At 70.8% G+C, this 25,501-nt stretch carries 26 protein-coding genes; 8 read left to right on the top strand and 18 right to left on the bottom strand.

What is annotated here, in order from left to right:
* Position 1: 1 nt before the first annotated feature.
* Positions 2–1,423 carry an ATP-binding protein gene (locus J4573_RS39995; RefSeq protein ID WP_208261360.1) on the bottom strand — a complete coding sequence of 474 codons (1,422 nt, stop codon included), beginning with the start codon at positions 1,421–1,423 and terminating at the stop codon, positions 2–4.
* Entirely contained in the window at positions 1,420–3,066 is a 1,647-nt protein-coding gene (locus J4573_RS39990) for an NAD(P)/FAD-dependent oxidoreductase (RefSeq protein WP_208261359.1), read from the bottom strand. The genes J4573_RS39995 and J4573_RS39990 overlap by 4 nt, the downstream gene beginning before the upstream one ends.
* Before the next feature lie 309 nt (positions 3,067–3,375).
* Between J4573_RS39990 and J4573_RS39985 the strand changes: the two genes are divergently transcribed.
* A complete protein-coding gene (locus J4573_RS39985; protein ID WP_208261358.1) occupies positions 3,376–4,437 on the top strand; it encodes a Gfo/Idh/MocA family oxidoreductase in 1,062 nt (353 codons plus the stop codon).
* Positions 4,438–4,496: 59 nt separating this feature from the next.
* Here the strand turns inward: J4573_RS39985 and J4573_RS39980 are convergent, their stop codons facing one another.
* Positions 4,497–5,336: an endonuclease/exonuclease/phosphatase family protein gene (locus J4573_RS39980; RefSeq protein WP_208261357.1), complete on the bottom strand. Its 840-nt coding sequence runs from the start codon at positions 5,334–5,336 to the stop codon at positions 4,497–4,499.
* Positions 5,337–5,551: 215 nt separating this feature from the next.
* The gene (locus J4573_RS39975) at positions 5,552–5,953 is read right to left on the bottom strand and encodes a VOC family protein (protein WP_208261356.1); all 402 of its coding nucleotides are present in this window, start codon (positions 5,951–5,953) and stop codon (positions 5,552–5,554) included.
* Positions 5,954–6,011: 58 nt separating this feature from the next.
* Between J4573_RS39975 and J4573_RS39970 the strand changes: the two genes are divergently transcribed.
* Positions 6,012–6,506 carry a MarR family winged helix-turn-helix transcriptional regulator gene (locus tag J4573_RS39970; RefSeq protein WP_208261355.1) on the top strand — a complete coding sequence of 165 codons (495 nt, stop codon included), beginning with the start codon at positions 6,012–6,014 and terminating at the stop codon, positions 6,504–6,506.
* Between the two features lie 192 nt (positions 6,507–6,698).
* On the opposite strand, the gene J4573_RS39965 is transcribed toward J4573_RS39970, so the two are convergent.
* Entirely contained in the window at positions 6,699–7,490 is a 792-nt protein-coding gene (locus J4573_RS39965) for a class II aldolase/adducin family protein (RefSeq protein WP_307797283.1), read from the bottom strand.
* A 104-nt stretch (positions 7,491–7,594) separates the two neighbouring features.
* Here J4573_RS39965 and J4573_RS39960 point away from each other — a divergent pair, with 104 nt between their 5' ends.
* A complete protein-coding gene (locus J4573_RS39960) occupies positions 7,595–8,704 on the top strand; it encodes a helix-turn-helix domain-containing protein (RefSeq protein ID WP_208261353.1) in 1,110 nt (369 codons plus the stop codon).
* A gap of 108 nt (positions 8,705–8,812) precedes the next feature.
* Positions 8,813–9,691 (top strand): LLM class flavin-dependent oxidoreductase, encoded by an 879-nt coding sequence (locus tag J4573_RS39955; RefSeq protein WP_208261352.1) that lies wholly within the window; start codon positions 8,813–8,815, stop codon positions 9,689–9,691.
* Positions 9,692–9,699: 8 nt separating this feature from the next.
* Here J4573_RS39955 and J4573_RS39950 read toward each other — a convergent pair whose 3' ends face one another.
* Positions 9,700–10,524, bottom strand: coding sequence for a M15 family metallopeptidase (locus tag J4573_RS39950; RefSeq protein ID WP_208261351.1), 825 nt, complete (start codon positions 10,522–10,524; stop codon positions 9,700–9,702).
* Between the two features lie 121 nt (positions 10,525–10,645).
* Between J4573_RS39950 and J4573_RS39945 the strand changes: the two genes are divergently transcribed.
* Positions 10,646–10,975 carry a DMT family transporter gene (locus J4573_RS39945; protein ID WP_208261350.1) on the top strand — a complete coding sequence of 110 codons (330 nt, stop codon included), beginning with the start codon at positions 10,646–10,648 and terminating at the stop codon, positions 10,973–10,975.
* Between the two features lie 17 nt (positions 10,976–10,992).
* Here J4573_RS39945 and J4573_RS39940 read toward each other — a convergent pair whose 3' ends face one another.
* Both J4573_RS39940 and J4573_RS39935 read right to left on the bottom strand, forming a co-directional pair.
* Positions 10,993–11,358, bottom strand: a complete 366-nt coding sequence (locus J4573_RS39940) for a YkvA family protein (protein ID WP_208261349.1) — start codon at positions 11,356–11,358, stop codon at positions 10,993–10,995.
* Between the two features lie 22 nt (positions 11,359–11,380).
* A complete protein-coding gene (locus J4573_RS39935; protein ID WP_208261348.1) occupies positions 11,381–11,920 on the bottom strand; it encodes an MBL fold metallo-hydrolase in 540 nt (179 codons plus the stop codon).
* Positions 11,921–12,028: 108 nt separating this feature from the next.
* Here J4573_RS39935 and J4573_RS39930 point away from each other — a divergent pair, with 108 nt between their 5' ends.
* A complete protein-coding gene (locus J4573_RS39930; RefSeq protein WP_208261347.1) occupies positions 12,029–12,715 on the top strand; it encodes a hypothetical protein in 687 nt (228 codons plus the stop codon).
* A 28-nt stretch (positions 12,716–12,743) separates the two neighbouring features.
* On the opposite strand, the gene J4573_RS56390 is transcribed toward J4573_RS39930, so the two are convergent.
* The 4 genes from J4573_RS56390 to J4573_RS39910 all read right to left on the bottom strand — a co-directional run bounded on the left by J4573_RS56390 (position 12,744) and on the right by J4573_RS39910 (position 16,658).
* Positions 12,744–13,595 carry a helix-turn-helix domain-containing protein gene (locus tag J4573_RS56390; RefSeq protein ID WP_208261346.1) on the bottom strand — a complete coding sequence of 284 codons (852 nt, stop codon included), beginning with the start codon at positions 13,593–13,595 and terminating at the stop codon, positions 12,744–12,746.
* 34 nt (positions 13,596–13,629) lie between these two features.
* The gene (locus J4573_RS39920; protein ID WP_208261345.1) at positions 13,630–14,382 is read right to left on the bottom strand and encodes a hypothetical protein; all 753 of its coding nucleotides are present in this window, start codon (positions 14,380–14,382) and stop codon (positions 13,630–13,632) included.
* 191 nt (positions 14,383–14,573) lie between these two features.
* Entirely contained in the window at positions 14,574–15,980 is a 1,407-nt protein-coding gene (locus J4573_RS39915; protein WP_307797282.1) for an aldehyde dehydrogenase family protein, read from the bottom strand.
* 105 nt (positions 15,981–16,085) lie between these two features.
* Positions 16,086–16,658: a hypothetical protein gene (locus J4573_RS39910; RefSeq protein WP_208261344.1), complete on the bottom strand. Its 573-nt coding sequence runs from the start codon at positions 16,656–16,658 to the stop codon at positions 16,086–16,088.
* Positions 16,659–16,846: 188 nt separating this feature from the next.
* Between J4573_RS39910 and J4573_RS39905 the strand changes: the two genes are divergently transcribed.
* Positions 16,847–18,271 carry an alpha/beta hydrolase gene (locus tag J4573_RS39905; RefSeq protein WP_208261343.1) on the top strand — a complete coding sequence of 475 codons (1,425 nt, stop codon included), beginning with the start codon at positions 16,847–16,849 and terminating at the stop codon, positions 18,269–18,271.
* A 102-nt stretch (positions 18,272–18,373) separates the two neighbouring features.
* Here J4573_RS39905 and J4573_RS39900 read toward each other — a convergent pair whose 3' ends face one another.
* From J4573_RS39900 to J4573_RS39890, 3 genes are all read right to left on the bottom strand, one after another.
* Entirely contained in the window at positions 18,374–18,790 is a 417-nt protein-coding gene (locus J4573_RS39900) for a hypothetical protein (RefSeq protein WP_208261342.1), read from the bottom strand.
* A 150-nt stretch (positions 18,791–18,940) separates the two neighbouring features.
* Positions 18,941–19,498, bottom strand: a complete 558-nt coding sequence (locus J4573_RS39895; RefSeq protein ID WP_243774339.1) for a hypothetical protein — start codon at positions 19,496–19,498, stop codon at positions 18,941–18,943.
* Positions 19,499–19,583: 85 nt separating this feature from the next.
* A complete protein-coding gene (locus J4573_RS39890) occupies positions 19,584–21,743 on the bottom strand; it encodes a DUF6077 domain-containing protein (protein ID WP_208261341.1) in 2,160 nt (719 codons plus the stop codon).
* A gap of 331 nt (positions 21,744–22,074) precedes the next feature.
* Between J4573_RS39890 and J4573_RS39885 the strand changes: the two genes are divergently transcribed.
* Positions 22,075–22,545, top strand: coding sequence for a hypothetical protein (locus J4573_RS39885; protein ID WP_208261340.1), 471 nt, complete (start codon positions 22,075–22,077; stop codon positions 22,543–22,545).
* A 68-nt stretch (positions 22,546–22,613) separates the two neighbouring features.
* Here the strand turns inward: J4573_RS39885 and J4573_RS39880 are convergent, their stop codons facing one another.
* The 3 genes from J4573_RS39880 to J4573_RS39870 are packed head-to-tail and all read right to left on the bottom strand — an operon-like array spanning position 22,614 to position 25,465.
* On the bottom strand, positions 22,614–23,660 hold the full coding sequence (locus J4573_RS39880) for an ABC transporter substrate-binding protein (protein WP_208261339.1): 1,047 nt from the start codon (positions 23,658–23,660) through the stop codon (positions 22,614–22,616).
* 34 nt (positions 23,661–23,694) lie between these two features.
* Positions 23,695–24,651 (bottom strand): ABC transporter permease, encoded by a 957-nt coding sequence (locus tag J4573_RS39875; RefSeq protein ID WP_307797281.1) that lies wholly within the window; start codon positions 24,649–24,651, stop codon positions 23,695–23,697.
* A complete protein-coding gene (locus J4573_RS39870) occupies positions 24,641–25,465 on the bottom strand; it encodes an ABC transporter ATP-binding protein (protein ID WP_208261338.1) in 825 nt (274 codons plus the stop codon). The genes J4573_RS39875 and J4573_RS39870 overlap by 11 nt, the downstream gene beginning before the upstream one ends.
* Between the last annotated feature and the right edge of the window lie 36 nt (positions 25,466–25,501).

Genomic DNA, 25,501 nt, shown 5'->3' with positions numbered 1-25,501 from the left:
GTCAGTCCTCGGCCGGCGGCTCGGTGAGGGGCAGGAGGACCTGGAAGCGGGTGTCGCCGGGCTGGGACTCCACGCGGATGTCGCCGTGGTGGCGGTCCACGACGATGCGCCAGGAGATGTCCAGGCCGAGGCCGGTGCCCTCGCCGACGGGCTTGGTGGTGAAGAACGGGGTGAAGATCCGCTGCAGGTCGTCCTCGGGGATGCCCCCGCCGGTGTCGGCGATCTCGACCAGGGCGTGGTCGTTCTCGCGTTCGGTGCGGATGGTGAGCGTTCCCTTGCCGCGCATCGCGTAGAGGGCGTTCACGATCAGGTTGGTCCACACCTGGTTGAGCTCGGCGGCGTAGACCGGGACCTCGGGCAGCTCGCCGTAGTCGGTGACCACCTCGACGTTCTCGCCGATCTTGCGCTTGAGCATGGTCAGCGTGCTGTCCAGGAGCTGGCGCAGGTCGACGCGCTGGTACGGGGCGCGGTCGAGCTGGGAGTACTGGCGGGCCGAGTCGAGCAGGGTGGTGATGCGGCCGGTGGCGTCGGAGATCTCCGCCTGGAGCTGGGCGACCTCCATGACCTCGCCCAGCCAGCGCATCGCGGCGGGGAGCTGCTCGGGGCCGGTGACCTCGGCGACCTCCTCGGCCTCGGGGACGCCCAGGCCCGCGGCGACCAGGCCGGGCGCCAGGTCCCAGCCGTCCTCGACGTCGTGGTCCTCGAGCCAGTCGCCCAGCTCGTCCTCGGCGTCGCTGATCTCCATGGGGGAACGCGGCGTACGGTTCACGAGGGGCTCGCGCAGGTGCTGGCGGAGCGAGACGAGCTTGCCCAGGCGTTCGCAGTCGACCCCGGCGGAGGCGAGCTCGGCCAGGCGCTTCTGGGCCGAGACCAGGTGGTCGCCGAGCTCGGCGCTGGCCCGGGAAGCGGCGGCGGCCGGGTTGTTGAGCTCGTGGGTGAGGCCCGCGGTGATCGTGCCGAGGGCGGTGAGGCGCTCGCGCTGGTCGATGATGCGGCGGGCGTTGTTCATCCCGTAGAAGATGCCCTCGAGCAGGTGCGTCGCCATCGGGAACCAGTCCCGTACGACCTTGGCGAACTTGCGCGCGGGCAGCGCGAACATCCGGCTCGGCCGCGTCGCGCGCAGGGAGTGGGCGTACCGCTGCTCGATCCGGCTGTCGAGGTAGGCCATCACCGCGCCGCCATAGACGCCCGGCGTGTCCGCGCGGTGCATCTCGACCTGGTTGCCGTGCACGACCTGGGTCAGCGAGATCTCGCCGTCCAGCAGCACGTACAGGAACTCGGCGGGCTCGCCCTGCATGCAGACCATGTCGTCGGCGGCGTACTCGCGCGCCGAGCCGACCTTGGACAGCCAGGTGAGCTGCTCGTCGTCGAGGGCCTCGAAGAGGAACAGCTTCTGCAGTTCCTCGGGTGACACCGTCGTCATGACTGCTCCAGGTAGCGGTGAACGAGGGCGACGGCCATGGCGCCGTCGCCGACCGCCGAGGCGACCCGCTTCATCGAGTCGGCCCGGACGTCGCCGGCGGCGAAGACCCCCGGCAGGCTGGTCTCCAGGTGGTAGGGCTGGCGGTGAACGGGCCAGTCGGCGGGCCGTTCACCGTCGGCGACCAGGTCGGGCCCGGTCACCAGGTAGCCGCGGGCGTCGCGTTCGACCACGCCCTCCAGCCATTCGGTGCGCGGCTCGGCGCCGATGAAGACGAACAGCCACTGGGTGTCGACGATGCGCTCGCCCTCCGGCCCGGACAAGGTGAGGCGCTCCAGGTGGCCGGTGCCCTCGCCCGCGGTGATCACGGTGCCGGTGTGCACCTCGATGTTGGAGATCCCGGCGATCTGCTGGATCAGGTAGTGCGACATCGACCGCTCCAGGCCGTCGGCCCGTACGAGGATGTGCACCTTCTTGGCGACCTTCGCCAGGTTGACGGCGGCCTGCCCGGCGGAGTTGGCGCCGCCGACGACGTAGACCTCGGCGTCGGCGCAGTTGGGCGTCTCGGCCATCGCGGCGCCGTAGAAGACGCCGATGCCGGTGAGGTTCTCCACGCCGGTCGCCTCCAGCCGCCGGTACGAGACCCCGGTGGCGAGGATGACGGCGTGCGCGGCGATCTCGGTGCCGTCCGCCTGCTTGATCACGCGGGCCTGGCCGCGCGCCTCCAGCCCGACGACCTTGCCCGTGGTGATCAGCTCGGCGCCGAAGCGCTCGGCCTGGCGGCGGGCGCGGTCGGCCAGCTGGGCGCCGGAGACGCCATCGGGGAAGCCGAGGTAGTTCTCGATCCGCGAGCTCTGGCCCGCCTGGCCGCCGGACGCATGCCGTTCGATCAGGACGGTCTTCAGACCCTCGGACGCCCCGTAGACCGCCGCGCCCAGCCCGGCGGGGCCTCCACCGACCACGATCAGGTCGTAGAAGTCGGCCTCAGGAGCCGTGGAAAGCCCGACCGCGGCGGCCAGCTGGGCGTCCGTCGGCGCCACCAGGGTCGTACCGTCGGAGGTGACGACCAGCGGCAGCTCCGGGTCGCCCGCCGCCTTGAGCAGCTCGGCGGCCTCCGGCGAGGTGTCCAGCAGCCAGGTGTAGGGGACCTGGTTGCGCGCCAGGAAGTCGCGTACCTGGTAGGAACGGGCCGACCAGCGGTGCCCGACCACGCGCAGCTCCCCGGGCGGAGTACGGTCGGTGCGCCGCCACGCGTCCAGCTGCGTGTCGATCACCGGGTAGAACTTCTCGTCCGGCGGGTTCCAGGGCTTCAGCATGTAGTGGTCGAGATCGACGACGTTGATGGCTCTTATGGCGGCATCGGTGTCGGCGTAGGCGGTGAGCAGCACCCGCCGGGCGTACGGGAACAGGTCCATCGCCTGCTCCAGGAACTCCACCCCGGTCATCTCGGGCATCCGGTGGTCGGCCAGCATCAGCGCGGTGTCGTCGCCCCGCAACCGCAGCTCACGCAGCGATTCCAGGGCCTGCGGGCCCGACTCGGCGCGCACGATCCGGTAGGACTCGGCGTACCGGCGGCGCAGATCCCGCGCCACGGCCCGGGACACGCCCGGATCGTCGTCGACGGTCAGCAGCACGGGCTTGGACAACGGCAGGCTCCCCTGAGAAAAGACACCGGCTCGGCACGGACATGGCACAGCTCTCGGCGTTTCCGCCCAAAGCCTACGTCGGACCGGCCCGATCGCGGAGCCCCGACCCGTACCATCCCGCCTGGTCCCACCCCGATCACCCTGCGTGAACAACGATTCGGCCCACCGCGGCGCCCACCCGGAGCCCGTCCACACCGAGCCCGCCCACGCCGAGCGGCGCTTCGCCCGCGGGGAGGCCGTGCGCGCAGGGGCGGCGGCCGGGCGGGACCCGCTTGTGCGGCGGGGAACGGCATCAGCGATGATCAGAGCATGGATCTGCGCGTCGCACTGATCGGGTACGGCACCGGGGGCTCGGTGTTCCACGCGCCGCTGATCTCCTCGGTGAACGGCCTGCACCTGGCCGCTGTGGTCACCTCCAACCCTGGCCGCCAGGCGGCCGTGCAGGAGCGCTATCCCGAGGCCGAGGTGCTCGACAGCGCCGACCGGCTCTGGGGCAACGCCAGCGCGTACGACCTGGTCGTGGTCACCGCGCCCAACCGGCAGCACGTCCCGCTGGCCCGCGAGGCGCTGACCTCGGGCCTTCCCGTCGTGGTGGACAAGCCGGTGGCCGCCTCGGCGGCCGACGCCCGCTCCCTCGCGGCGCTCAGCGCGGTGCGCGGGCTGCCCGTCATCCCGTTCCACAACCGGCGCTGGGACGGCGACTTCCGCACGGTACGCGACCTGATCGGCCGGGAGGTGCTGGGCGGCGTGACCCGCTTCGAGTCGCGCTTCGAGCGGTGGCGCCCGCAGGTCAAGGACAGCTGGAAGGAGAGCACCGATCCGCGCGACGCGGGCGGGATCCTCTACGACCTGGGCCCGCACCTCATCGACCAGGCGATCCACCTGTTCGGCCGCCCGACGCAGGTGTACGCGGAGATCGACGTGCGCCGCGCGGACGCCCAGTCGGCCGACGACGTCTTCGTGGCCCTCGCCCACGCGCACGGGGTCCGCTCGCACCTGTGGATGAGCGCGGTCGCCTCCGAGCTCGCCCCGCGTTTCCGGGTGCTCGGCGAGCGTGCCGCCTACGTCGTCGACGGGCTGGACGGGCAGGAGGACGCGCTGCGCGCCGGCAAGACCCCGCTCGACCCGGGCTGGGGCGCGACCGATCCCGAGTACTACGGGCGGCTCGGAACGCCCGGCGACGAGCGGATCCAGCAGACCGAGCTCGGCGCCTACCAGGACTTTTACGCGGGCGTCGCGCGCACGGTCCGTGGGGAGGCACCGCCCCCCGTACCGCTGAACGACGCCATCCTCGGCCTGGAGATCATCGAGGCCGCGCTGCGTTCGTCCGCCGACGGCCAGGTCGTCGAGATGGTGCTCCCGGCTCAGTAAGGCAGGTCGGCATGGTGCGCTCCCGGCTCAGCGACGCGGGTCGGCATGGTGCCCTCGGCTCAGTAGCGCAGGTCGGCGACGACCCCGTAATGATCGGACGGGACGATCCCGCCGACCTCCCGGGTGCCCAGCAGCCCGCAGTGCACCGGATGGCCCGCGCCGCCCGCCCGCGGCCAGGCCGAGAAGACGTAGTCGATCCTGCGGTCGGGCCAGAGCACCGGCCGGGCCCAGGGATTGCCGGTGGCGAACGTATAGCCGGGCGTTCCGTCGCCCGCGACCTCCCACGCGTCGTAGAAGACCAGCCCGGGGGCGGCCACGGCCGTACGGCCGGTGAGCATGCGGATCTCATCGCTGTCGGGCGGGGCGTTGAAGTCGCCGCACACGATCACGGGCGCCGAGGTGTCGCCGATCTTCCGCACGTACGCCCCCAGATCGCGCACCTGGCCCTGCCGCTGCGCGCTGTGCCCCATCTTCCAGCCCAGCCCGACACCGAACACCTGGATCGGCCCGCGCGGCCCGTCCGCCCTGGCGAAGATCGCCCGGCCCGAATCCCAGCCGTCCTGGTCCCCGAGACGCTGCTCGCCCGTCTGCGTCAGCGGCCAGCGCGACAGGATGGCGAGTCCGTCCATCGAGCCGTCGGTCGAATCCGCGTCCGGCACCCCGGAGAAGGTGCTGTGGGGGAGTCCGAGCACCTCGCCCAGCCGGTCGGCCTGCGAGTCCTCGTCGTTCTCCCACGCCTCGGTCACCACCAGCAGATCAGGCGAGGCGGCCTTCAGCTCCGCCAGAATGGCCGGCTCGCGCTCGCGCCACGGGCCGAACCTGCCCCACACGTTCCAGGTGGCCACCCGCACGGTGGTCTCGATGAGGGGTCCGTACGGCTGTTCGATGTCGTAGGCCATGCCAAGAGCGTTTCATCGACGTTCAGGGGCTTCCAGGCCCTAACAAGGCCTGATCCAACCGAATTGTCGGTCACCCAACAGGCATCAGGCGGATTCTGAGCGTGAGCTACAAGCCCCCCATCAGCCCGCTGTGGTTCTCTCAAATGGACGGGCTCACACCGTCCAGCGCGATCCGGGCCCACGCCCCCGCGGCCCGGATCGCGCTGCACTCTCCATCAGTAGGACTGGAGTTCGAGCAGGTTGCCGTCGGGGTCGCGCAGGTGGGCGGTGCGGAGGTTCGGGCCCCACGTGGGACGGTCCTGGGGGGCGGCTACCTGAGTGGCGCCCAGGCTCACCAAACGTTCGGCGGCCGCATCCACGTTCTCCACGCGAAGGGCCAGCATGGCCCGGTCCTGCCCGGGGGCATCGGGAAGAACGCCGGTGCCGACGACATCGGCGATCGCCTTGCGGCTGAAGAGGGACAGCGCCGCCTCGCCGCCCAGGTCCCAGTTGGCGTACGAGGCCTCCGGAACGACCTTGACGGGGTCGATGCCGAGAAGCTCCTTGAACGCGGCCTCATAGAAGCGGACGCAGGCGTCGAAGTCGTTCACCAGAAGGCGCGGATAGAGGGCGTCCATAGCGATTCTCCGATTCATGGGTCATCACCAACGATTGGTATGCACCTACGATAGCGTCATGAACGAAACCCCGAGGCCGCTGCCACCGCGCCTGCTGGACGTGACCACGTTCGTGCTGGCCCGCCTGGGCCGCATCGGCCGGGCCGAGATGGGCCGGGTGTTCGCTGGGCATGGCCTCGCGCACTGGCATTTCGCCGTGCTGACGGCCCTCGACGACGCCGCGCACACCTCGCAGCGCGAGCTGGGCGCCCGCCTCAAGATCGACCCCAGCGACCTGGTGGATGTGCTCGGCGTGCTGGAGGACGCCGGTCTGGTCGTACGGGAGCGTGACCCCGCCGACCGCCGCCGCCATGTCGTGGCCCTCACCCCGGCGGGCCGTACGCGCCTGGACCAGCTGTCCCAGGAGGCCGCCCAGGCGGACGGCGCCCTGCTCACCCCCCTGACCGAGCCCGAACGCCGCGCCTTCGAAGATCAGCTACGCCGCCTCCTAGCCCACCACGACCCCGCCGCCCCCTTCACCCCCGCCGCCGACACCCCCGCGTCGCCTGGATGAGCTCCACCCCGCGTGCATGCCACGTGCATGAGGTCCGCGCCACGTGCATGAGGTCCGCGCCACGTGCATGAGGTCCGCGCCACGTGCATGAGGTTCGCGCCGCGTGTACGGGGTTTGCGCGGCGTGGATGAGGAAGGCCCGGCCTCGGCGGGTGCCGTGGCCGGGCCTTCCTTTCCCGGAGGAGGGATGGGACTACTCGAAAAGGTCTGGCTGCTCGCGGGTGATCTGGTCGTAGAGCGGCTGGTAGTTGACCCAGCCCGCGATGTCGTTGCCGATCTGCTGGTGGGTCAGGGCGGCGTTCTCGGGCTCGATGGGCACCGGGGTGCCGGCGGCCTTGGCGAGAAGCTGGACCTGGCACGAACGCTCCATGGTCACGAACCACCAGGCGGCGGCGTCGACCGTGGTGCCGACGGTGAGGAGGCCGTGGTTGCGCAGGATGACGGCCTTGTGGTCGCCGAGGGCGGCGGCGATGCGCTTGCCCTCTTCAAGGTCGGTGACGACGCCGGTGTAGTCGTCGAAGAGGCCGTGGTCCTGGTAGAACGCGCAGACGTCCTGGGTGATCGGCTCCAGCGTCTGGCCGAGGGCGGCGATGGCGCGGCCGTGCGTGGAGTGGCTGTGGGCGGCGGCGACCACGTCCGGGCGGGCCTGGTGGACCTGCGAGTGGATCGCGAACGCGGCCTCGTTCACCGGATAGCGGCCCTCGACGACCTTGCCCTCGTGGTTGACCAGGATCAGGTCGCTGACCTTGATGTGCTTGAACGACATGCCGAACGGGTTGACCCAGAAGTGGTCGGTGAGCTCGGGGTCGCGCGCGGTGATGTGCCCGGCCACGCCCTCCTCGAAGCCGAACTTGCCGAAGATCCGCAGGGCCGCGGTCAGCCGCTCCTTGCGGTGCTGCCGCTCCTCCTCGACCGTCTCGAAGGACGGCGGCAGCCGGAAGATCAGGTCGGTCGGCAGCTTGTCGAGCAGGTTCTCGTCGGACACGGCACACTCCTTCGATTGTCTCCCACCACCAAACACCATCCGGATACGGGTCGCCTAGGCTGGGATGATCCAAGGTGAGCGGCATTGATTGTCCGGAGGGGACAATGGAGGCGGACCGGTTCCTGCGGCTGGTGATGGAACGGGCGGGCAGCCCCACGCTGCTCGAACAGACCGTTCAGGCCGCCCGGACCAAGTCCGACCTGGTCGCGGCCCTGCCGGAGGAGGAGACCCGGCGGCACACCAGGGCCTTGCTGAGCGGGGTTCTCGGCGCGCTGGCCAATGGCGGCGAGCCCGGTGAGGACGTTCTGCAGGCCGCTGAACGCCTGGGCTCGGACCGTGCCAGGCAAGGCGTTCCCGTCGCGGCCTTCCTTGATGGATTTCAGGCGGGCCGGTCGCATCTCGTGGCTTTACTCATTGACGAAGGACGCCGGGACGGGGTGCCCGCCGACGTACTTCTCGATGGGGTCACCCGGATCGACCAGATAACGACGGCGGTCGTACACCGGATGGTGCACGCCCATCGGGTGGCCGAACTGGAGATGGCCCGCACCACCCGTGACGGCCAGGTGCAGATGCTGCGCCAGCTCCTGCACGGCGAGGTGGCGCCCGTGCTGGCCCCGCTCGATCCGGCGGTGGCCTACCACTGCGTGGTCTCCGATGTGAGCGACCCCGCCGTCGCGGGCCTGCTGGAGGGCTCGCTGGTCGCGGCCGGGCCAGGCCTGTCCGGGCTGGTCGACGGGCGACTGGCCGCGCTGGTGGCCCGGCTCCCCACGCTGCCCGCCGACGTACCGCTGCTCGTGGCCGCGCCCCCGGTGCCGCCGGCCGAGGTGGCGCCCCTGTACGAGCTGGGGCGGCGAGCCCTTCGCGCCGGTGAGAAGGCCGGGCTGACCGGGTTGAGGCCGTTGACCGACCTGGCCCTGCTCACCGCCACGAGCACCGAGCCCGAGCTCGGCCGGTTGCTGGCCAACGATCTGCTCGCGGCCCTCAGCCCCGACGACCCGTTCCACCATGAACTGGCCGAGACCGCGTTGGCCTACCTGGACAACGGCGGCCGCATCGAGCACACGGCCGGAGCCCTCCACGTTCACGGCAACACGGTGAAATACCGCCTCCGTCGCCTCAAGGAGATCACCGGCACCTCCCCGGCCGAGGCCGACGCGGTCACCCGAGCGGCCCAGTGGTGGTGGGCCCTCCGCACATGGCTCGGCCGGTGATCCATCCGCCGGACCGGGGTGATGTCATAGAGAACGACGGGCGTCCCAAGACGGGCGTGCCGAAGACGGGGCGTCCAATGGTGGGCGTTCCAGAGGGGGAGACGAGCAGTGACGGCACCGCGCATCAGCACGGTCATGTGGCCCATCAAGCCGTGGCCGGAGGCGGGGGAGGAGTGGCGGCGGGCCGAGGAGCTCGGGTTCCACACCGCCTGGGTGTACGACCACATCGCGTGGAAGGGCACCACGCCCTGGTACGACGCGTACACCACGCTCGCGGCCGCCGCCGCGGTGACCTCGCGCATCCGGGTGGGCACGCTGGTCACCTCCGCCAACTTCCGCCACCCCGTGCCGACCGCGCACGCGATCAAGACGATCGACCTGATCTCGCAGGGCCGGGTCACCATCGCGATCGGCTCCGGTGGCACTCATCGCAACTCCGACGCCGGCATCCTCGGCGGCGACGACTGGTCCTCTCGCGAGCGCGCCGAACGGTTCGCGGAATGGGTGGACCTGCTCGACAAGCTGCTCCGCGGCCCCGAGGTCACGTTCGAGGGCACGTACTACACGGCCCGCGAGGTGGTCACCGAGCCCGGCTGCGTCCAGCGCCCCCGCGTCCCGTTCGGCATCGCGGCGAACGGCCCGCGCGGCATGCGGCTCGCCGCCCGCCAGGGCGACACCTGGGTCACCACCGGCCGTTCCAAGACGGGCGATGGCCCCTACGACGCCGTACGCGCCCAGCTCGAGACCCTGCACGAGGCCTGCGCCGCCGAGGGACGCGACTCCTCGACCGTCCGCCGCCTCTTCCTCGCCGGCTTCACCGGCGAGCCCTGGATGGAGTCGATCGAGGCGTTCCGCGACCTGGCCGGACGCTACGCCGAGCTGGGCATCACCGACATCGCCGTGCACTGGCCCCGCCCCGGCGGCGACTGGGCCGCCGACCCGAAGGTCGTTGAGGCCATCGCCGCCGAGGATCCGCAGACCTCATAAAGGCAAGGTCAGTGGCGGAGCGAACGCCGGTTGATCGGGAAGTTGAAGTACGTGCTGGGGAACGGCTCCGGCTTGAAGGTGTAGTGCCACCACTCTTCGGCCAGGTTGACGAAGCCGAGGTGCTCCATGGTGTTCTTCAGCAGCAGGCGGTTGGCGTGCTGGCGGCCCTTGATGCGCGGGTCGAGGGTGTGCGCCAGAGTGTCGAAGCAGTCGTAGCCGGTGCCCATGTCGATGGAGTTGTCCGGGAAGCGCGCGGCCTTCGGCGCGTAGCAGGGGACCAGGCGTTCGCCGGGCTTGTACTTGCGGGTGTGGCGGGCGGGCAGCTTCACGATGGTGAGGTCCATGGTGCTGCCGCGGCTGTGCCCGGACTTCTCGGCGATGTAGCCGTCCTCGAAGAGGCGGGTCTTGTCGACCTTCGGGTAGAACTCCCGCTTCATCTTCTGGTCCTTGAGGTCCTTGGCCCAGCGGACGAAGTGGTCGACCGCGCGCTGCGGCCGGTAGCAGTCGTACACCTTGAGGGTGTAGCCCTTGCGCAGCAGCTGGCGCTGCGCCTTGTGCAGGGCCACCGCCGCCGGGCGCGTGAGGATGCAGATCGGCTGCTGATAGCCGTCGATCGGGACGCCGACGAAGTTGTGCGGGGTCTGGTAGCGGATCTCCTGGATGATCGTCGGGTCGACGTCGCGCAGCGCGACGAACTCCTTGGGCGCCTTCGGCTCGTGCTTGGGCTTGGCGGGGGAGGCGTGCGCCGCGGGGGCCGCCGAGGCGGCGGGGGCGACGGCGCCGAGGGCCACGATCGTCAATGCGGACGCGGTGAGGGCACGGAGCTTCGACATGGCTCCTGGATCTATCACGGTGCCGGTCCGCGCGACAGGGTCCTGACGATCCCGAGCTTGAAATTTGATCTCCCTGGCAGGATGGGGGAGGCCGCCACGGCCGAGGACCGATGGGAGAGCGATGCCGTACGTTCTGCTCGGGCTGGCGATCGTCTTCGAGGTGACCGCGACGCTGTCGCTGCGCGCCTCGGAAGGCCTGTCCAAGTTCGGCCCGTCCTCTATCGTCGTGGTCGGGTACCTGGTCTCCTTCCTGCTGATGGCCAAGGCGCTGACGTGGCTGAACGTGGGCCCGGTCTACGCGATCTGGTCGGCGCTCGGCACGGTCGGCGCGTTCATCGGCGGCGTGCTGCTCTTCGACGAGCCGATCAGGCCCCTCACCATCGTCGGCGCGGTCATCGTGGTGATCGGCGTGATCGTGATGAACCTCGGCGGCGGCGTCAGCCACTCCTGACGCGGCGGCCGGGCGGCTCAGCTGCTTCTGACTCGGCGGTGGCGGTGGCGTTCCTGGCCGAACGCGAAGACCAGCCAGGCGAGGGCGGTCGCGTCGTCGACGATCCCGACCGGGAGCAGCGGGTCGGGGATGATGTCGATCGGCGACACGATGTAGACCACGGCCGCGATCATCGCGATGATCTTGCCGGTGCTGGTCCGGTACTGGCGTACGGCGGCGGGTCCCTCGCGCCGTGCGGCGCGGCGCAGCCGCAGGATGCCGACGATGAGGAGCAGCGCGCCGACCGCCATCGCGGCCGCGCCGGCCACGACGAGGGCGTTGTCGTCGAACGCGAAGGCCGACACCGCGCCGGCGAGGACGAGCACGAGACCGAACCAGACCATGGTCACCATCCGGGGAGGGAGGTCACATCCGGTATTGCCCGCCTTCCTCTCCCCATTCACCGAACGGCGGACCAATCTCCGGATGGGCCTGTTCTCCCAGGCAGACGAACACCAGGCGCCGAACTCCGAACCGTTCGGCGGCGGCCGCGGTCTCCTCGACGTCCGCCGCGCCGGCGAACATCAGGTCGGCGTGCTCGCCCCAGTCGGGCAGTTTCGCGAACTCCGGCGCCCAGATCGCCGTGTGGTGCCCCGCCTTGATCCGGTAGCCGTAGACCGCCGCGTCGGGATGCGCCACCGGAACGGGATCGACGTGCAGCGGGCCGTGCTGGAACGGCGCCACCGCCGGATCGGCCATGCCCTCCCGCTGGGCGATCCGCCGGCGCCCGGGCTGGAGCGATCCGTGCTCGTCGGTCACCAGCCAGGCGTCCACGTTCTCCGGCGGCTCCGAACCCGGCCCGCCGTCGAGCCCGACCCGCGTGTGGCCGTACTCGATCAACAGGCCGGCCGGGGCGAAAAGCGACGATCCGGCCGAACCGATACCAAGCAGAATCAAACGCGGCACCCTTCGATCGTCTCTCCAGATACCGCCCCGCGTCCAGTGGGAACCAGCTCAGGCGGCCTGCCGTCACACGAGGACGAGCTGGCAGCCGTCCGCGGAAGGGGGCAGATCATGGCTTCGGTGATCGTCATTGCCATGCTTCTGCTGGGGTTGCTCTTCGTCGGTTTCATCGTGCTGCTCGTGGTGGTGGGGGTCCAGTCGGCGAAGGCCGAGCGGCAGCGGGTCGAGGGGGTACAGGCCTGGGCCGCCTGGCATCGCTGGTACCTGTCCCACGGCGATGCCCAGGTTCCGTGGCGCGACCGGGTGGAATATCGCCGGTTCCGCATCCAGCGGCTGCTGAACGGGGACATCGGCGGTCTTCGCGCCTCGATCAGCGACTGCACGTACGAGACCCAGCGGAGCACCACCGACGCCAACGGTCAATCCCAGACGACCACGGTCGTCCACCCCATCGTGGTCCTCACCGTCCAGCTGACCGGCGTGCGGCCCGACATGGCCCTGGCCGAGCGTGGGCTGGGCTCCAGGATGGCCCGCGCGCTGGGCAAGGCGCAGCAGCTGGAGACCGGGTACGCCGAGTTCGACCGCCGCTTCACGATGGCCGCCGCCGACCCGTGGGGCGCTCGCGAATACCTTTCACCCGCCCTGATCCAGGCTCAGCTGTCCGGCCAGATCCCGCCCTGGAGCCTGCGCGGCGGCGAGTTGCTGATCGTCGTGAACGGTGCCCTGCGCGCGGAGAGTCTCGACTACCACGTCTGGACCCTGCGCTACCTGGCCGAACTCCTCGGCCACCGCTTCTAACAGCCGGATCGACCGCCTACCGGCCCCCTCAGGACGGCGCAGGTGCGGGGATGACGGTCAGGTCGGCGTTTCGCTCGGCGTGCAGTTCGGTGGGCGTGCAGCCCGACATCGCCTTGAACTCGCGGTTGAAGTGGGCCTGGTCGTAGTAGCCGCAGGCCAGGGCGATGTCGACCCAGCTCGGCAGGTCGTGCGTCATCAGGTCGACGGCCCGGGTGAAGCGGAACACCCGCGCCATGACCTTGGGGGACAGGCCGGCCTGCGCACGGAAGCGGTTGTTGAGGTGCTTGCGGCTCCAGCCCACCTCGTCGGCCAGCTCGCCGACGTTCATCCGGCCGCCGCTGCGGTAGAGCAGCCGCCAGGCCCGGGTGACCTCGGGCGCGGGCTCGGGGCCGATCTCCAGGCGGCTCAGCAGGAGGTCGTCGAGCAGGTCGAAGCGGTCGGCCCAGTCGGGGGTGTCGGCCAGCCGGGCGACGAACGCGTCGGCGCTCGGGCCGAGGAGCGTGCCGAGCTCGACGGCCTGGTTGGCCAGGTTTCCCATGGGGACGCCGAACAGCGAGTACGAGCCGAGCGGGGTGATGTCCAGCTGGATGCCCCGCTGCCCGCCAGGATGGGTGTACATGCCGTGCCCGTCGTGCATGCCCGCGATGAACGAGTCGTAGTCGGTCGTGGCGACGCCGGGGTCGGGGACCGCCAGGCGCAGCGGCGGGCCGAGGCTGATGATCACGACGGTGTGGCGGGTGGGCAGGGTGCGCATGCGGCTGGGGACCACGCCGCTCTCCAGGTAGCCCTCGTAGGAGGCCAGGAAGGGACGCAGCGCGGGATGGGGCGGGCGGCTCGCCCGCACCCAGCCGCCCCTGTTCTCCAGCGTCACGGCCGTCACAAGGCCAGTCTTACATCAGGGGCCGACAAACCGCCTATTCGTACATCTGCCCGCATACCGCGATCTTGGCCAGATCGGCCCAGGTCATGGTGGCGAGGCTGCGCACGTACGACCGTGCGGGCGCCGGATCGGAGGTGCCCGTGGGCAGCGGTACCCGGGCGCCGTCGGCCGCGTCCCAGCCGCCCAGGCTCCCCGCCACCGCGCACTCCAGGTAGGTCGCCGGGTCGAAGTTGTACCAGCGCGGGGGAGTGGCGCGGCGGCCCGATCCCGCCGGGCGCGGGGCGTCCACGCCGAAGCGGGCCTGCGGGCCGGGCGGCGAGTTCAGGAAGTCCTCAAGGTCGGCGAGCTGGGACAGGACGACCCGTTCCCAGTCGCCGTAGCCCTCCGGCTCCTCACCGGGCAGCGACAGATCACGGACGCTCCAGTCCGGGTCGAACTCGACGGGCGGAGTGGTCGAGGCGGCCGAGAACATCGCCGCGACGTCGTCCGGCTCCAGCGTGTCCTGATCTCGCAGCGGGCCGCTCACCTTCCACAGCGACCGCAGGAACGCCGACAGCGACCACGACGCCGCGCGCGCCTCCTGGCCCAGTTGCAGGAAGTGCAGGTAGAGATCCCGGTTGGTACGCAGGAACGGGCCGGGCGGACCGGCGACCCAGTACATCTGCTTGTGCACGACGCCGCTCTCCATCACCAGGATCTGTGCCAGGGCAGAGATCCGTGACTCGTGCGCCGACAGGTGGAACTCGTTGCCATGGTCGTCCTGGCGCATGACGTCCCACGTCTCCATCCGGCCCCTCCACGGTCGCGAATGTGCGTCTCAACGTCCCCGCGGAGAGAGTCTCCCACCATCCGCCCGACGACCAGTAGTTGACATGTCACTTTCCGGACTCGAAGTCGTGACCTTTCGTTCAGCGAAAGGGCCTGGAACAGGCCGAAAGGCCCCGGCAGGCACTCGCCGGGGCCTTTCGCCGTACGCGGTCAGGCCTTGGAGCGGTGGACCACCTGCAGCTCGGTGAAGCCGTACAGGCCCCACGGGCCGTTCTCCACGCCGACGCCGCTCCACTTGAAGCCGCCGAACGGCTGGTGCGGCGCGAGGGCGAGGTGGGTGTTGACCCAGGCGGTGCCGCACTCCAGGCGCGCGGCGACCTCGCTCGCGCGCTCGGCGTCGGTGCCCCACACCGAGCCGGACAGGCCGAAGTGGGTGCCGTTGGCGCGGGAGATCGCCTCCTCAAGGTCGTTGTACTTCACGATGGGCAGCGCCGGGCCGAACTGCTCCTCGTCCACGATGCGCGCGCCGTCGGAGATGTCGGCGAGGATCGTCGGCTCGAAGAAATAGCCGGGCCCGTCGATCGGCTTGCCGCCCGCGGCGGCACGGGCGCCTCCGGCCAGCGCGTCGGCGACCAGCTCCGAGACGCGCTCGTACTGCGGCTTGTTGTTGACCGGCCCGAACTGCACGCCCTCGGCGAAGCCGTCGCCGACCTTGGCCGCGCTCGCCTTGGCCGCCAGCGCCTCCACCACGTCGCCGTAGAGCGACTCGGGCACGTACACGCGCTTGATCGCCGAGCAGACCTGCCCGTTGTTCATGAATGCGGCGCCGAACAGCTTGTCGGCGACCGCGGCGGGGTCGGCGTCGTCGAGCAGGATCGCCGGGTCGTTGCCGCCGAGCTCCAGCGTCACGCGCTTCAGGTCCGGCGCGGCGGCCGCGGCGACGCGCTTGCCGGTCGCGACGCTGCCGGTGAAGCTGATCTTGCGCGGTACGTCGTGGGAGGTCATCCAGGCGCCGAGGCCGTCGCCGCCGGTGACCACGTTCAGCACGCCCGGAGGCAGCACCTCGCGCAGCACCTCGCCGAGCTTCAGGCTGGACAGCGGGGTGAACGGGGAGGGCTTGAGGACCATGGTGTTGCCCGCCAGCAGCGCCGGGGCGAGCTTCCAGATGGCCAGCAGCAGCGGGTAGTTCCACGGCGTGATGGCCGCGACGACGCCCATCGGCCGCCGCACCACCTCGACGAACGCGGCGTCGTCGTCCTGGATGACCTCGCGGGGCAGCTCCAGGTCGGCGAAGTACTTGAGCCAGACGCCGGCGCCGATGACCTCCATCGTCGCGTCGCCGAGCGGCTTGCCCTGTTCGAGAGTCAGGATCCGGCCGATCTCCTCGGACCGGGCGAACATCAGGTCGGCGGCGGCCTGCAGCGCCTTGCGGCGGGCGGGCTCGTCGCGGCGCCACTCGGGCAGCGCCGCCGCGGCGGCGGCCATCGCCTGGTCGAGCTGTTCGCGGGAGGCGTCGGGCGCCTGCTCGGCCACCTCACCGGTCGCGGGGTTGACCACGCCGAACGTGCCCGTCGTCTGGACGGCCTGTCCGTCGATGGTCATCGTGAAGTCGGTCACCGTTGAGCCTCCACTTCGCAGCGCATACCGAACGAGATTCAGTATTCACCCCGGAGGCGTCGCGGGACCACCCCGGGGGCCTCCCGGGCCGGTCCCGAAGCGACCTCAGCGATGCCGGACGACGACCAGCCGCAGCGCCGCGTCGGGTCCGCGCCGGTCAGGGCCGCCCGCCTGGAACCTGGTCGACGCCCACACCCACACGCGCCCGAGCCTCGGATGCCGGGGAACGTTCATCCGCACCCGGATCGTCGCCCGCGCCCCCGAACGCAGCGGCCCGCGCGAGCAGTGCAGCACCCGGCCCTCCGCCTCGCAGCCGTTCGCGTCCTTCAGCACCCAGCCGCGCGGCACGGCGGTGTCCAGCCGCGCGCGTTCGATGGTGTGCGAGCCGAGGTTGTGCAGGACCCACCGCACGGTCTGCGTCTCGCCCGGAACGGGACGCCGGTGATTGGCCCGCCCCGTGATCGCCAGCTCCTCGTCGAATTTCGGACCGGCCGCGGCGACAGCGGCCGCCGGTGCGGAGGCCCGTGCGGCGACCGGTGCGAAGGCCGGTGCGGCGACCGCGGCGGCCGGCGCGACGAGCGTGTCCGGCGCGGTGGCCAGGCCCGTGGCGACCAGAACGCCCGGTGTGATGAGAACGGCCGGTGCGATGACACCGGACGGAACGGCGAAGCTGCGCATGTGATCCCCCCGATCGTGCCGCCTGTGAACGGCCTATGAACGCTAGCCTTCCGCGACGCCGTGTTCACGCTTCGCATCGGGCGTGGCCGAGGCCGGCGCCGTCGAAAGGCGTCACGGCCGGACCGGGCCGTGGCCGAAACCGGCGGTTCGGGCGGACGAAAGCGGCCCGGCCATGAATGATCTGCTCCATGCGACCACGTCTCACAGCGGTATTCGCGCTCACCCTCGCTCTCGCCTCATCCGGCGGGGCGGCTGCGGCCGCGGCTCCCACGGCGCCTTCGGTCAAGCCACCGCCCACGCTCACCGACTCGCACCCCTGTGCCGGTCAGCCGGGCTTCACCTGCTCCTTCCTCACCGTGCCGCTCGACCACCGCGGCCACGGCAAGGGGGAGCTCAAGCTGCAGGTCGCCACGGCCGACAACGCGTCCGCGCCCAAGGGCACCCTGGTGTTCCTGACCGGCGGTCCCGGCCAGCCCGGCGTCCCGTTCGCCACCCGCATCGCGACCCAGCGGCTGCCCGAGCTGGCGAAGAACTACCGGTTCGTGGTGATCGACCAGCGCGGCACCGGCGAGTTCGGCGCGCTGAACTGCCCGAAGTTGCAGGCCGAGGTCGGCAGCTCCGACATCGAGCCGCCGAGCAAGGACGCCATCGCCGAGTGCGCGAACATCCTCGGCGACAAGCGCAACTACTTCACCAGCGAGCAGACCACCGGTGACCTGGACATGTTCCGGCAGGCGCTCGGCGTGCACAAGTGGACGCTGGACGGCGTCTCCTACGGCACGTTCACCGCCGCCCGCTACGCCGCGGCGCACCCGGGCAACACCGACAAGCTCGTGCTCGACTCCGTGCTCCCGCACACCGACCCGCAGAACGACGACATGCTCTACCTCACCGGGCTCCGCGCCACCGCGCGCGTACTGCGAGACGCGTGCAAGACCGCGCCCGCGTGCGGCTTCGACCCGGCACAGGACCTGGCCTGGATCGCCCGCCACCGCACCGACAGCGTGCTGGTCTGGGACATGCTGGTCTCGTACGAGTTCCTCGACCCGACCTACCGCAACCCGAACCCGGCCGGCCTGCCCGCGGGCTCGGGCGACCCGGTCGGCGCGATCCACGCGGCACGCGGAGGCGACCCGACCAGGCTCGACCAGATGCTCAAGCTGCTCGACTCCGGCGGCGACCCGGTCACCGGCTACAGCTCGGGCCTGCACATCGCGACCATCTGCGGCGACGGGCAGTTCCCCTGGGGCACCTCGGAATCCCCGGTGGCGAAGCGCTGGCCTGCCGTCGACCGGGTTCTCCGGAAGCTCCCGGCCAAGGCGACCTGGCCGTTCACCACGAAGACCGCGGTCGGGAACGGGTTCATGACCGAGTGCCTCAGCTGGCCGCGTTCGCAGCATTCCGCCGAGCCGCCCGAGCGGCTGCCCGCCGTCCCGACGCTGCTGGTGAACGGTGACCGCGACCTGTCGACGCCGCTCGAGTGGGCCAAGGAAGAGCTGGGCTACACCCCGCGCGGTCAGCTGGTCGTCGTCAAGGGCGCCTCGCACTCGATCCAGAACCGCGAGCTCGGCCACCAAGGCCGCGACGCCGTCATCAAGTTCCTGAACGGCTGACGGCCGACGTCTGACAGAGGGATCCGCCCGCCGGTTTCGAGGAACCGGCGGGCGGACGCCGCCACGGGAGGCGAGGCGGCGGGGAGCCCCGGGGTCCGGGAGCTAGGCGGCCAGCATCCGGTCGACGAACTCGCGGTAGGCGCGCAGCGTCAGCCGCAGCTGCTCGGTGTCGTCCCGCCCGTGGTCGTCCAGCGAACGCTTGCGCTCGGCGATGGCCTGGCCGAGCGCGTTCACGATCTCGCCGGCGAGCTCGTCGGCCCGCTGGACCGAGCCCGCCGGATCGTCGATGAACCCGGCCTGGACCTCGCTCCACCGCCTGCGCAGCCGGTCGGCGTCGGCGCTCGCGATGAGCTGCTCGAACGGCTCGAAATCGGGCTGGGTGTCCGCGGCCGCATACGGCGAGGCGGGCGGGAAGCCGGTCGCCACCTCGGACTCGTGCTCGGGCTCAAGCCCCGGCTCGCGTTCAAGCTCCGGCTCAGGGACGGCTTCAAGCGGGGCTTCAGACGCGGGTGCGGGCATGGTCTTAGGCTCAGGCACGGTTTCAGGAGCGGCTTCCCGTTCAGGCCCGGCTTCAGACGCGGGCATGGCTTCAGCAGCGGGTGCGGGCGCGGCTTCGGGCTCGGGGCCCGCGACGCGCACGTCCTCGTTGTTCTGGTTCTTCATCCCAGGTCAGCTCCTCGGGTTCCGGTCTTCGACGGGAACGGCGAGGAGGTCCTCGAAGAGCGCGCGGTAGTGCACCATGGCCTGCCGCATGTCCTCGGTCGAGGCCTCCTTGCCCGCGGCACGAGAACTGATGTCGTGCCCCCGCCGGTAGTGGTCGAGCGTGCGGCCGTGCTCGACCGACAGGTGCGCGGCGCGTTCCTCGAACCCCCCGGTCGGGTAGCCGCGCTGGCCCATCACCACCAGGACGAGCCGGTCGGCCTCCTCCAGCGCGCCCTCCGGGGTGTCTACGAACCGCTCCTGAACGTGCACCCACTGCTCGCGGTAGAGCTCGCGCTGCTCGTCCGGCAGGTCGTGCAGGTCCAGCTCCTGGTGCCGCTGCTCGCGCGAGCGAAGTTCCTTCTCGGCGGCGCCCCGGCCGCCGTGCCGCTCGACGGCGCGATCGTATTCGGGGCCGAAACGGCTCCGCAGCCGCTGGCTGCGGACCTGGTTCCAGGCCAGGTAGCCGACGGCGACGAGGATCGCGACGATCACGACGGCGATGACGACCATGATGGCGGTCGGCATGTCAGCCTCCGTAGGTCTGTGGACGGACCCACCGCCGATGCCCCGACAATCGCCTTCAAAACGGAGAAAGCTTTTCGGTCGTGCGTCAGGGCGTGATCGGCCGCCCGTGAAGGCCGCCCGGGAACGCGCAGACGAGAAGCCCGACATTGGTGTTACCGGTGTAGCCCGCGTACTTCAGCCGCCGCAGCCCGGCCGCGTCGGCGGGGAACACGCAGGCGACCGTGACGCCGACCCGCTGGAGAGTGTCGCGGGACTCGGGCTTGGTCGGCTTCGGGGCGCCCCTGGCCAGGCGCGTCAGCAGCAGCCGGTCGTCGATGTACTGCCTGGGCGCGGGCAGCATCTCCAGGTAGTGGTCGTTGGGGTTGACCGCGTGCACGCGCGCCGAGAACTGCGGCACGGTCCGCATGTAGAGGAACGGCATGAGCACGAACCGGCCGCCCCTGGCCTCGGCCATCCGCACGACCTCCTGCGAGGTCTTGAGCTCGTCCGGATCGGCCTTCCACGAAGGGGCGCTCTCGACCGACGATCCGGAGCGCGACGACCACAGCGGGATGCCGCCGATGATCATCGTCGTGCACAGTGCGGCCGCCGGCACGATCCCGAACGAGGCCCGTACCCAGACGGGCCGCATCCACTTCAGCGGCAGCGGCACGGCGGCGAGGAGTCCGACCAGCACCGGGACGGGCGCGATCCAGATCGCCCGCCACATCACCTGGCCGGTGTGCATGGTCTCGCCGATGGACTTCAGGACGTCCCCGACGAACAGCACCGACAGCAGGACGGCGATCCCGGTGACGAAGAGCGCGGGCACGCCCCGCCGGGCCAGCCAGGGCGCCAGCCACAGCCCGCATCCCGCCGCCAGGGCCGGAACGCCCGCGAGCAGCACCATCCCGAAACTCGACGGCGCGTCACGGGTCTTGCCGATCACCTCGGTGTTGTCGTGGAACACCTTCACCAGCACGCCCGCGCCCAGCGGGTAGGCCATCGCCAGGCAGGCGGCGGCGCCGGTACGGATCCGGCCGGTGAGGACCAGCGGCGCGACGGCAGCGGCGGTGACCAGCGGCAGCACGAACGCGGCCGTCGAGGTCATGCCGGTGGCGACGATCCCGGCCGCGAACACCATCAGCAGCGACGTCGCCGTACGCCGCTCCGCCAGCCGCGTGAAATAGACGTACAGCAGCGGGATCAGGGCCGACACCAGCATCGCCTTGCCCTGCCACATGCGCAGCAGGTGGAACGCGCCGATCGAGGCGCCGCTGCCGCCCGTCCAGAGCAGGAACACCGCGGCGGTCACGAAGCACAGGATCACCCGGCGCGGCGCCCAGGCCCGCACGAGCCGCCACATCGACCAGACCGCGATGAACGTGATGACGGGCAGGGTCACGAACCAGAGGAACGAGGGCGCCGCCAGCCCGGTGAACCGCGCCATCGCGCCCGACAGGACCTCGACCGAGGAGACCGGTGGCTCGCCCGCGACCGGCCCGAAGTCGCCGCTGGAGAAGATCACGTCGTGGAACGGGATCCGCCCCTCCGCCGCCGTCGCGACCGACCGGGACACGAAGAACGCGTCGTCGGCGTCGGTGTTGACGATGAACAGCGACGCGGCCGCGAACCCGGCCGAGGTGAGCAGCCCGACGAGCGAGCCCCAGTAGCCCTCGCCCCACCGGTCGCCCTCGGTGACGGCGGGTCCCCGGTCGCTCTCAGCGGGCTCCCGCTCGCCCTCGCCGGTCCGGCGGGCGGCTATCCCGCCCCAGCAGACGCAGATCACGGTCGCGCCGACGCTCACCAGCCCGAGCGACCAGGTGTAGACCCACGGCGTGCCGTACTTGTGCTGCGAGCCCGACCAGGCCGCGCCGAGGCCCGCCGCGACGGCGATCAGGGCGAACGGCCAGGGCGCCCTGGCCCGCCACAGGCTCGGCCGGTCGGTCCAGAGCGGGGCCGACCGCGCTCCGGTCACGCGCCGCCAGACGTAGAGGGCGAGGATCACCACCATGGCGGCGAACCAGAAGTCCAGCAGGATCCACGTCGGCGGCCGCAGCAGCAGGCCGAGGTGGTAGATCACGGTCCAGGCGGCGAACGCCAGCAGCGCCAGGTCGGTGCCGCGATCCAGCGCGCGCGTGGTCCAGGCCGGCCGCCGCGGCGACGCCTCGCCCGCCGCGGTCTCCCGCTCGTTCACCGGCTCGTCGTCCCGGCCGCTCGCCGGGTCGTCCGCACGGTCGTCCGCGCGGTCGTTCAACTCGATCAACGGAGTCGTTCCCGTCCCCAAGTACGCCCGATTCGGCCGCGGACCGCCGGAGGGGACTTGGGGGGGACCGGCGGAACGGCGTGCGGGCGCACGTTCCCACTGTGTACAGGAGATCTTGGCGCAATGGACGGCACCAGTGCGACCGGAGTTCACAATATTAGGAGTCCAAGGCCGATCTGTCCTCTGCCTGCCCGTCCAAGGCGACTTTGTGCATAAGTCCAGATTTAATGCGGCCCCCCTGTTCGTAGTGCTATGACGTACGGGTTCGGCCGCCCCGGCGTGTCAGGGCTTGGGCGCGCACGGACTTTGTACGGATGGGATGTGATGTGCGGTGCGCCACGCGTTCGGCTTCATTCTCGGAGTCCTGCTGGCCCCGGCTCTGCTGTACGGGGCTGCCTGGGGATTCGTCCAGGCGACCAAGTCGTTCGACGTGGCGGGCCAGGACATCACCGACCGTACGAAGATGTACGGGGCGTTCGCGGTCCTGGCGGCCGTGGGCCTGGTGATCGGCGTGATCGTCGTCGCCCGGTGGGCCTCGCCGCTGGTCTCGCTGGTCCCGGCGCTGTTCCTGATCGGAATATCGATCGCCTTCCTGGTGGACCCGAACCGGCTCCTGGACCTGCCCGGAAAGGTCCCGCCGGGCGGCGACCTGGACTCGGGCCTGCGCCTGCTGCTCGGCTCGGGCATTTACGGGGTCCTGGGCTTCGCCCTGCTGGCGCCGGCCTGGACGCCGCACCGCTGGAGTTCGCGGCGCAGCGACGACGAGGAGTCGGAGGAGTACTTCTCGGCCGTCCAGCGCTGATCCGCCCGCGATCGCGCGATCCCCGGCCCCAGCCGAAAGGGCCAGAGCCGGGGACCGCGGTGTGACCGCTACTGCTTGGCCTTGGTGACGAACTCGGTCGTGTAGGTCTTGGACAGGTCGACGGTGTCCTTCTTGCCCTGCACGTTCGGCGAGAACTGGGCGAGCACCTCCAGCACGTTCTTGGCTCCCTCGGCGGGCATGACGCCGTCCTCGGTGAACATGCTGATCGAGTCGCCGATCGACTTCTCGTAGAGCTTGGCGTCGCCGCCGTTGTAGTCGGCGGGCATCTTCGCCGCGATCTCGGCGGGCTGGTGCGCCTTGATCCACCCGAGCGTCTTGACGAAGGCGTTCGCCAGCTTCTGCACGGTCTCGGTGTGGGCCTTCACGTACGCGCAGTCCATGTAGAGGGAGCTGGCCGGGTAGAGGCCGCCGAGCGCCTTCCTGGTGCCCTCCTCGGTCCGCATGTCGACCATGATCTTGGCCTTGCCGGTCGTGGTCAGCTTGGCGATGGTCGGGTCGGTGGTCATGCCGGCGTCGATGCCGCCGTTCTCCAATGTGGAGATGAACGTGGGGCCCGCGCCCGCCTTCACCGTCGTGTAGTCGGAGGTCTTCACCCCGTTCCGTACGGCGAGGGCCCGGGTCAGGAAGTCGGTCGAGGAGCCGGGGCTGGTGACGCCGAGCTTCTTGCCCTTGAACGCGGCGGGGGAGGCGACGTCCCCGGCCTTGCCGGTGGCGACCATCTCCGCCTCGCCCGGCACGTCGGCGAACTGCACGACGCTCTGGATGCACTTGCCCTTGGTCTGCAGGTCGACGGTGTGGTCGTAGAAGCCGACCACGCCCTGCACGTCACCGGAGATCAGCACGTTCTCGGCCTGGGCGCCGGCGGGCTCGGTGAGCAGCTTGACGTTCACGCCCTGCTCCTTGAAGTAGCCGAGCTGCTCGGTGAGCTTGGCGGGCAGGTAGATGACCTTGTCGATGCCGCCGACCATGATCGTCACCTGGCCGCCGTCCTTGCCGCCGCCGCTCCCGCCGGAACGGGAGTCGCGGCAGGCCGACAGGGACAGTGCCGTGGTGGCGGCGAGCACGGCGGCCGTGACCCGGGTCTTGGTACGCATGGGGTGGTTCTCCTTGGGAGGGGAAAGAGGGGGGTCAGATCTGGGCGGCGCGGTCGCCGGCCGAGGGCGGCCGCCAGCGCAGCAGCCGGTTCTCCACGAGGGTGAGGAGCCACTCGGCGAGCAGGGCCAGCACGGTGATGATGATCATTCCGGCGTAGATCCCGGCCGAGTCGAAAGTGCCCTGGGAGTGGTTGATCAGCAGGCCGAGGCCCTTGTCGGCGCCGCTGTACTCGCCGACGATCGCGCCGATGATGGCGAAGCCGAACGCCGAGTGCAGGGAGGCCAGGATCCAGGAGGTCGCGCTCGGCACCACGATCGTGGTGAGCACCTGCAGCCGCCCGGCGCCGAGGATCCGCGCGTTGTTGACCAGGTTGCGGTCCACCTCGCGGGCGCCCTGGAAGGCGTTGAAGAACACCGCGAAGAACACCAGCACGAACGCGGTCGCGATCTTGGACTGCATGCCGAGCCCGAACCAGATCACGAACAGCGAGGCCAGGATGATGCGCGGGATGGCGTTGGCCGCCTTGATGAACGGCGCGCACACGTCCGACAGGAACCGGCTGCGGCCGAGCACGATGCCGAGCACCACGCCGCCGAGGGCGCCGAGCACGAAGCCCGCCACCGCCTCCTGCAGGGTGTAGGAGATCTGCTCCCAGATCGAGCCCTGCGAGGTGCCGTCGGTGAACCAGTCGACCAGCCGGCCCCAGATGGCCGAGGGTTTGGAGTAGTAGAACGGGTCGATCCAGTTGGAGGCGGCCAGCTCCCAGGCGCCGAGCCAGACGACGACCAGCAGCACCCGTACGCCGTTGATGCTCAGCAGGTGGCGCAGGCCCGCGGCCCGCATCTGCGCCTCGGGCGACTTGCCGCCCATGAACTTCCCGCCCATGAACTTCCCGCCCGTGAACTTCCCGCCCGTGAACGCGGGCGCTTCGATGGCCTTGTCGTCCGCCGAGCTCAGGGTCTCGACGGCCTCGGTGGAGTTACGCGGCACGGCCGGTTCCCCTCTCTCGCGTGATCTGGACTTCCTCGCGCAGGGACTCCCAGACCTCGCGGTAGATCTCGAGGAACTCGGGGGTCAGACGGATCTCCTCGGCGTCCCGCGGCCGCTCCAGCGGCACGGGGAAGGAGCCCTTGATCGTGGCCGGGCCCGCGGTCATCACGACGACGCGGTCGGCGAGCACCAGCGCCTCCTCCAGGTCGTGGGTGACGAAGACGACCGCCGCCTTGGACCCCGACCACAGGCGCAGCAGCTCGTCCTGCATGAGCCCGCGCGTCTGCACGTCCAGCGCGGAGAACGGTTCGTCCATCAGGAGCACCGAGGGCTCGTTCACCAGGGTCTGGGCCAGGGACACGCGCTTGCGCATGCCGCCCGACAGCTGGTGGGGGTAGTAGCCCTCGAACCCCTCCAGCCCGACCCGCGTCACCCAGTCGCGGGCGCGCTCGCGGGCGTCCCGCTTGGACAGCCCCCGGTAGCGCGGGCCGGTGGCGACGTTGTCCAGGACGGTCCGCCAGGGCAGAACGGCGTCGGACTGGAACATGTAGCCGACCCCGTCCGGGATCCCGTCCACGGGCTTGCCGTGGACCAGGGCCCGGCCGTCCGAGGGCGGCTCCAGGCCGGAGACCAGCGAGAGGGTGGTCGACTTGCCGCAGCCGGTCGGGCCGACCACGGCCACGAACTCGCCGGCCGCCACGGTCAGGTCCAGGTCGCGGACGGCGGTGTGGACGCCGCCCGTGGCCGCGCGGAAGCGCTTGGTCGCCCCGTGCAGTTCGATCACGGGGCCGTCAGAGTGTGCTTGCTGTGGCATGCAGTGACCGTACGAATGTGTTGCCAGTCACAGGAA

The organism is Actinomadura barringtoniae (assembly GCF_017573505.1).
Taxonomy (GTDB): domain Bacteria; phylum Actinomycetota; class Actinomycetes; order Streptosporangiales; family Streptosporangiaceae; genus Spirillospora; species Spirillospora barringtoniae.
Note: the sequence above shows the minus strand (reverse complement) of the source record. Positions and strands in the feature narration are given on the sequence as shown.